Annotated in this window: 7 protein-coding genes; 1 reads left to right on the top strand and 6 read right to left on the bottom strand. The window is 29.8% G+C overall.

Annotated features, from left to right (window positions below; translation table 11 throughout):
- The 5 genes from SPD90_RS11360 to SPD90_RS11340 form a co-directional block, all read right to left on the bottom strand.
- Positions 1-244, bottom strand: a 244-nt coding sequence (locus tag SPD90_RS11360; protein WP_320925303.1) for a class II fructose-bisphosphate aldolase, incomplete at its 3' end; no start/stop codon positions are given.
- A gap of 45 nt (positions 245-289) precedes the next feature.
- On the bottom strand, positions 290-1,573 hold the full coding sequence (locus SPD90_RS11355; protein ID WP_320624886.1) for a zinc-binding dehydrogenase: 1,284 nt from the start codon (positions 1,571-1,573) through the stop codon (positions 290-292).
- Positions 1,574-1,708: 135 nt separating this feature from the next.
- Positions 1,709-2,674: a sugar-binding transcriptional regulator gene (locus tag SPD90_RS11350; protein WP_320624885.1), complete on the bottom strand. Its 966-nt coding sequence runs from the start codon at positions 2,672-2,674 to the stop codon at positions 1,709-1,711.
- A gap of 287 nt (positions 2,675-2,961) precedes the next feature.
- Positions 2,962-3,672: a YoaK family protein gene (locus SPD90_RS11345; protein WP_320925302.1), complete on the bottom strand. Its 711-nt coding sequence runs from the start codon at positions 3,670-3,672 to the stop codon at positions 2,962-2,964.
- Between the two features lie 73 nt (positions 3,673-3,745).
- A complete protein-coding gene (locus SPD90_RS11340; RefSeq protein ID WP_320925301.1) occupies positions 3,746-4,930 on the bottom strand; it encodes a glycine C-acetyltransferase in 1,185 nt (394 codons plus the stop codon).
- A gap of 195 nt (positions 4,931-5,125) precedes the next feature.
- On the opposite strand from SPD90_RS11340, the gene SPD90_RS11335 reads away from it, so the two are divergent.
- Positions 5,126-5,668: a biotin transporter BioY gene (locus SPD90_RS11335; RefSeq protein WP_290690505.1), complete on the top strand. Its 543-nt coding sequence runs from the start codon at positions 5,126-5,128 to the stop codon at positions 5,666-5,668.
- 77 nt (positions 5,669-5,745) lie between these two features.
- On the opposite strand, the gene SPD90_RS11330 is transcribed toward SPD90_RS11335, so the two are convergent.
- A complete protein-coding gene (locus tag SPD90_RS11330) occupies positions 5,746-6,480 on the bottom strand; it encodes a YoaK family protein (protein WP_290690503.1) in 735 nt (244 codons plus the stop codon).
- Positions 6,481-6,959 lie beyond the last annotated feature (479 nt).

The following is a 6,959-nucleotide window of genomic DNA, read 5'->3' as shown; positions in this document are numbered from 1 at the left end:
GATCTAAATGTATAGCGACTGGTACATCTATATCCTTTAAATATAATTTACATAGATGCGCTACTTCTTCCATTGTTATAAATTTTTCATGCACTTCTGCCCAACCTATTATAAGTGGCATATGAAGTTCTTTACAAGTTTTTATAGCTGCCTTTAATGTATGTTGATCTACCACGTTTGCATGTGGAACTGCATAATTTTTTTCATTTGCAATTTGTAACATTTCTTTAGTATTTACTAACATTTTTATTCCCCCATATTATTTATTTTATTATTAAGTTTCTATATTTTATTGACATTTTCCAAAGTATTTAAGTAAGCATTGTTCTGCTTTTGCATTCCATAAGTGATTGTTTTCTTTTACTATTTCATATAAATCTTTGAATAAATCTGCATGCTTGTTATTTTCATCCTTAGATTTTGCTTCAAAATCGTCTATTGCAGTTAATTCTAAATCTATTCCTGTGTATATTATTTTTTTACCACCAGGTATTTTAGGAAGATTTAAAGTTGTATCTATTACACTATCCATACCTCCTATATGAGTAAGCATAACTGCTGGATTTAATTTTCCTTCATCAGATAATTGTAAGCATTCCTTCATATCATCTACATTTCCACCAGTAGTTCCTAAAACGTGAGCTGATTTATAATGTACATTGTAGAAATTTACATCTGCTTTAAGATTTTTATCAATTGGTCCTGAGAAGAAATTCAAGCAACCATCTTGTCCTAGAATTCTATCTGCCATTTCTATAACCTGTCTTATCGGAGCTAATACTACGACATCATCAAATCCACCTTGTCCTGTTAAATCGATAAGCTTCTTTTCTGCATCTGCTTCTGTCATAGTGTTTACATAAACTATTTCCACGCCTCTATCTTTAGCATATTCCTCTGAGAATATAGATTTTGCTCTGTCTATTCTATCTTGATTTATATCTGTAACTACTAGAGTTGAAGGTTTTTTAGGTCCATTTAACATGTAATCAATTGTTCCAAGTCCCATAGGTCCACAGCTTGCAAGTAAAGCACATTTACCTCCATCTAGTATACCCATCTTATGTTCGTATTTGTATTTTTCTGTGTGATACATTGCATGTGCTCCACCGATTATACAGCTATATGGTTCTGAAAGTGATGCTGCATAAAATCCCCTACTACTATCAAAAGGAATTATACATCCTCTTTCTATTGCCTTATTTGGTATTATTATATAAGTTGCAACTCCTCCACAATTCACAAATGAATAACCGAAAGTTGCCATACTATTATCTATAAATGCTGCTGGTTGTATTGCAACACTTTTACCAACTCGATATTGTTTTTCCCATTTACTTCCTACTTGTCTTATTACACCTGCTGTCTCGTGGCCTACTATTACTGGGTTTATATCTATATCATCGTTTACTCTTTCATGTTCTGCACCTAATTGACATTCTTTATAAGTAGACATACATACACTATCTGTTACTACTTCCATCAAAATTTCATCGTCTTTTATTTTAGGTAATTCAAATTCTTCTAAACGTAAATCATTTTTTCCATAAAGTCTAACTGCTTTTGTTTTCATATTTCTCTCCTTGTTACATTTTTTCATATATGGAATTTATTTCTTTATGTTTTTATAATAATACACTTTTTCAAAAAAAGCAATAAAAAATGTACATTTTTTCATTAAAGAAAATTTGTACATTTTTTATTACTTTTAAATTAATTTTTCTGCTGTCTCTCTATCTGTTATTAAAACGTCGATTAAGTGTCCTTTAAGTCCAGCTTTTATGGATTCAACCTTGTGATTTCCATAAGCTACACCTATCTTTAATGGTATTTCTTTTAATTCCTCTAAAGTAACACCTATTATTCTTTCATCTAGTTCGCTATGGATTGGCTCTCCATTTTTATCATAGGCACGACCTATAACTTCCCCTACTGCATTTTTTTGTCTAAGCTTATCAGCTATCTCTTCTCCATCCTCCATAAGAATGAACAGAGATCCGCTTTTGTCTATAGGTCCCATTCCTAAAATCGCTACATCACATGTTTTAGCCTTTTCAAGTACGCCTTTTACATCTGGTTCATTCATTATAACTTCCTTTGCCTTAGAATTAGACACTACCATCGGCGCTGATAAATTATAATTTTTCGCATTTATTAATTGGCACATTTTTATAGCTAAAAAATTAGAATATGTCAATCTAAGGGATTCCGACTTCTCATCAAATGAATTATTTGTACCTAAAAAAGGTATTACCTCTACGCCTTTTACATTCACTGATTTATTATAACCATCTGCTTCAAATGTTGTTATTAAATTTTTCATAGAACGTCCCCAGTTTATACCTAGCTTCATATTATTTTTCAAAATTCTAGCTAGATATTCACTTGCTTGAACTGAAACAGCGTAATCCTTATTCATACCCTCAGTTTCTACAGCTATCAACACCTCTTTTAATCCAAACTCTTTTTCTATAGATTTTTCAAGGTCTATAGTATTTTCGCTTGGGTAATTAATCTGTATTTTTACTATTCCTTCTTTTTTAGCCCTACTTAAAGTTCTCGAAACAGTCGCCCTAGATATATTTAACTTTTTTGAAATTGCATCTTGGCTCATCTCATCTTTATAGTACATATCAACAACTTTTATCATAAATCTTTCATCTTTACTGCTCAATATTTTCACATCCCTATTCTCAATATATGATCTTCTTTTACTAATTATATATAAAGCTGAAACTTATTGCAATATTGCACAAATGTCAAAAAAACAGGATATGGAGACCCATATCCTGCTAAAAAAGGAGTAACATTGAAAAAATTATCTAGCTTCTAAACTAAACAAACAGTCAGTTTAAACTTCTTCAAGTAAAATTCTACTTGAACTAACTAAATCTTATACTTAAAATATAATCCCTAAACCTTAATTTAATATTACCTAATTATTAAGTTTTTATTAAAATTTTATTTATTATCATATTTCTCCAATTGCCTCAAAAGATCTCTTTCAGAGTTTTTAAACATAAATAGAAATACAATACATAGAATTCCACTTGCAACTAGAATAGATTTTTCCAAGTACATATTGGTCAAAATACCACCTATAGATGCTCCTATAATGAAAAAAAACACTATTCCGTAAGCTTGAGTACTTTTTCTCAGTTTAACCTTATCCTTTTCCACAACTGATATGTATATTTGTTCAGTAGCCGTTCTTAGGTTTCCTGTACACATAGTTGTCGCCAAATTCGTTCCATTTACTTTTCTAAATGCCTCCACTTGCAAAGCGCAGATAAATGAAATAGAAACATTTACAACTACATCGTAGACACCAGTTGGAACAAATGATATTATAAAAAGAATTACTATCTCCGCTCCTATTATAATTTGTCTCCAATGAATAAAAGTAGGTTTTGGTTTTACTCTACTTTTAATCATTTCTGTCAATATTATACCCGCTATAAACGCTATAACTGGAACAAAATGGTATAAAGCTCCCTTAAAGTCAGATTGCGCTAAAGACAATCCTACTAATACAGTATTTCCTGTTTGTGAATTAGAGAAAACCTCGCCTCTACATATGTAAGTATATGCATCTAAAAACCCCCCTACTATAGCAAGCAATGCTCCTAGTCTAAAAGATTCTGACACTTGTTTTTTCTGCTCAACCTGCATATATATGATCTCCCTTCACTTTTTATTTCTATATTTAATTAAATTTTTAACATCTATTACTTAATTATAATTCTTATAATCCTAATTCTTCCTTGCATTCTTTAAATGCCTTTAATGCTAAATCTAAGTCTTCTTTTGTATGACATGCTGAAATTTGTGTTCTAATTCTAGCCTTTCCTTTAGGCACTACTGGATAGTAGAAGCCTATTACATATATACCTTTTTCTAACATTTTTTGAGCGAATTTTTGAGCAACTAAAGAATCCCCTAGCATAATAGGTACTATTGGATGCTCACTTTCGATTATATTTAATCCTATTTTTTTGATGCCTTCTCTGAAGTATTTTGTGTTTTCTTCTAGTCTATCTCTGTATTCTGTACTTTTTGAAAGAATTTCTAAAGTTTTTATACTAGCAGCTGCTATAGAAGGCGCCAATGTATTTGAGAATAGATATGGTCTTGATCTTTGTCTAAGTAAAGCTATTATTTCTTTTCTACCACTAGTATATCCACCACTAGCTCCACCTAGTGCTTTTCCCAATGTTCCTGTAATTATATCAACTCTACCCATTACATTTCTATATTCATGAGTTCCTCTACCGTTTTTCCCCATAAATCCTACTGCATGAGAATCGTCCACCATTACCATAGCATTGTATTTTTCTGCCAAATCACAAATTCCTTCTAGGTCAGCTATTATACCGTCCATAGAGAATACTCCATCAGTTGCTATAACTTTATTTTTTGCTCCTTCTTGATCTGCTTTTATAAGCATTTCTTCTAGAGATTTCATATCGTTATTTTTGTATCTGTATTTTTTAGCCTTTGAAAGTCTAATACCATCGATTATACTTGCATGGTTTAATTCGTCACTTATTATAGCATCTTCAGCAGTTGTTATAGTTTCAAATAAACCACCATTTGCATCAAAGCATGAAGTGTATAATATTGTATCCTCTGTTTGTAAAAATTCACTTATTTTACCTTCTAATTCTTTATGTATTTCTTGTGTCCCACATATAAATCTAACTGATGATAATCCATATCCCCATTTATCGTAGCTTGCTTTTGCAGCGTCGATTATTTCTTGATTGTCTGCTAAACCTAGATAGTTATTTGCACACATATTTACTACTCCACTTGCTTGTGTAGTGTCTATTTTTGATTTTTGTGGAGTTGTTATAACTCTTTCATCCTTCCATAAACCACTTGATTTGATTTCATCTAATATCCCTTGATAATATCCACTATTGTACATAATAGCTCCCCTTTCAATTGCAGTATTCTTTCTACACATTTAGTATATCATAAGCATTTATATATAAAAAAATCTTTATCATTTTTTTCCAAAAACTATTGCAAAATTTTTTTTTTAGTGTAAAATCAATGTTAACTTACTAATTATTTTTAGTTAACATTAATTTAGGAGCAAAATTTTAGGAGGATATATTTTATGAAGCTTTCAACTAGAGAAATTATTTTATGTGGATTATTTGCAGCATTGATATCTGTATTTGCTCAAATATCTATTCCACTACCTTTTACAACTGTACCGCTTACACTACAAATATTCGGTATTGCTATAACTGGACTTATATTAGGGTATAAATGTGGATTTATAGCGACTTTAATATACTTAATCCTAGGAGGAATTGGAATTCCAGTATTCGCTCAATTTTCAGGAGGTGTAGGAGTTCTATTTGGACCAACTGGTGGATTTTTACTTGGATATCCTTTAATGGCATTTATAATAGGATATATTAAAGAAAAATTCAATTCTCATATTTTAACTGCTATTAGCATGGTTGTCGGATTAGCTATTGTATATGCATTTGGTACAATTATGTTCTCTTTTGTAACTGGAAATACAGTAATGCAAAGCCTATTTTATTGTGTAGTTCCTTTTGTATTAGTAGATTTATTAAAATTAGTTTTAGCTGATATAATTGGGGAAACTGTATGTAAGAGGGTATTTTCAAGTTTAAAATTTAACTAATAAAATAAAAAAGCGTATATTTTTTCATCAAAGAAAATTTATACGTTTTTTTAAATTTAACCTTTCGTACTATAAAATTATTCAAACTCCATTTTGTCATCTTCTATTTCATCATATTCTTCCAATTCGTTTAAAATATCTTTATCACATTTTTTAAACATGGCTATAAATACAATTAATAAAATAGCACTCGCAACTAATGTAGCCTTTTCTAAATATATATTAGTAAAAATACCACCTACACATGCTCCTATAATGAAAAAAATTATTATCCCATAAGCTTGAATGCTTGTTTTCATTTTTGATATATCTTTTTCTACAACTGATTTATATATATGTTCAGTACCTGTTCTTAAATTTCCTGTACACATTGTTGTAGCCATATTCAGTCCATTTATTTTTCTAAAAGCCTCCACCTGCATAGCACATACAAATGAAATAGATACGTTTACAACTACATCATAAACTCCAACTGGAACAAATGACATTATAAAAACAACTATTATTTCAGCCCCTATTATAATTTGTCTCCAGTGAAAAAAACTGTGTCTAGGCTTTGCTCTTTTTTTTATTATTTCCGTCAATATTACACCTGCTATAAAAGCTAATACAGGAACAAAATGATAAAAAGCTCCCTCAAAATCAGATTGTGCCAAAGACAATCCTACTAATACAATATTTCCAGTTTGTGCATTAGAGAAAACTTGGCCTCTACATATATAAGTATATACATCTAAAAATCCTCCTACTATAGCAAGCAATGCACCTAATTTAAATGATTCTGACATTTGTTTTTCATGTTCATTTTTCATATATAATCTTCCTCCACTTTTTTATAGTATATTAGGAAACCATATTTATTTAAATATTTTTGCTAAATATAATTTCCGTCATATATCTAAAAATTTATATAATTAAACTTTAGAATTATAATCTTCCAATATTTAGTATAACACTATAATCTATAATATAAAAATTTTATCAAAATTAAACATGTCTAGCATCAAAGTTAATCTCAATAATACAATTTAAATTTAAATAATTATAAGAAAATCTTTATCCTAAAAATCCATAATGTTGATTTTCTTGAAATGCATGACGGAAATTATATTTATCCACAATTTTAAATGTATATAATTTCCTATGCATTATAAAAAAATGGCATCAAAGATGCCACCTTAACTGACATCTAACGGTTGTCAGTTTTTTTGTATTCAAATTTAGATCCGCAATTAGGACATTTTAAAACTGGCATTATTTCATCCTCTAGCGAAGCTATCGCTTTAGAGCT

This window comes from Intestinibacter sp. (assembly GCF_034113885.1).
Lineage (GTDB): Bacteria > Bacillota > Clostridia > Peptostreptococcales > Peptostreptococcaceae > Intestinibacter.
The sequence above is the reverse complement of the archived record's forward strand: the minus strand, read 5'-3'. Positions and strand labels throughout refer to the sequence as shown.

Bases quoted from the DNA above. Each gene is read 5' to 3' on its own strand.
- SPD90_RS11330 (WP_290690503.1), bottom strand. From the start codon at position 6,480: ATGAAAAATGAACATGAAAAACAAATGTCAGAATCATTTAAATTAGGT.
- SPD90_RS11335 (WP_290690505.1), top strand. From the start codon at position 5,126: ATGAAGCTTTCAACTAGAGAAATTATTTTATGTGGATTATTTGCAGCA.
- SPD90_RS11355 (WP_320624886.1), bottom strand. From the start codon at position 1,573: ATGAAAACAAAAGCAGTTAGACTTTATGGAAAAAATGATTTACGTTTA.
- SPD90_RS11340 (WP_320925301.1), bottom strand. From the start codon at position 4,930: ATGTACAATAGTGGATATTATCAAGGGATATTAGATGAAATCAAATCA.
- SPD90_RS11345 (WP_320925302.1), bottom strand. From the start codon at position 3,672: ATGCAGGTTGAGCAGAAAAAACAAGTGTCAGAATCTTTTAGACTAGGA.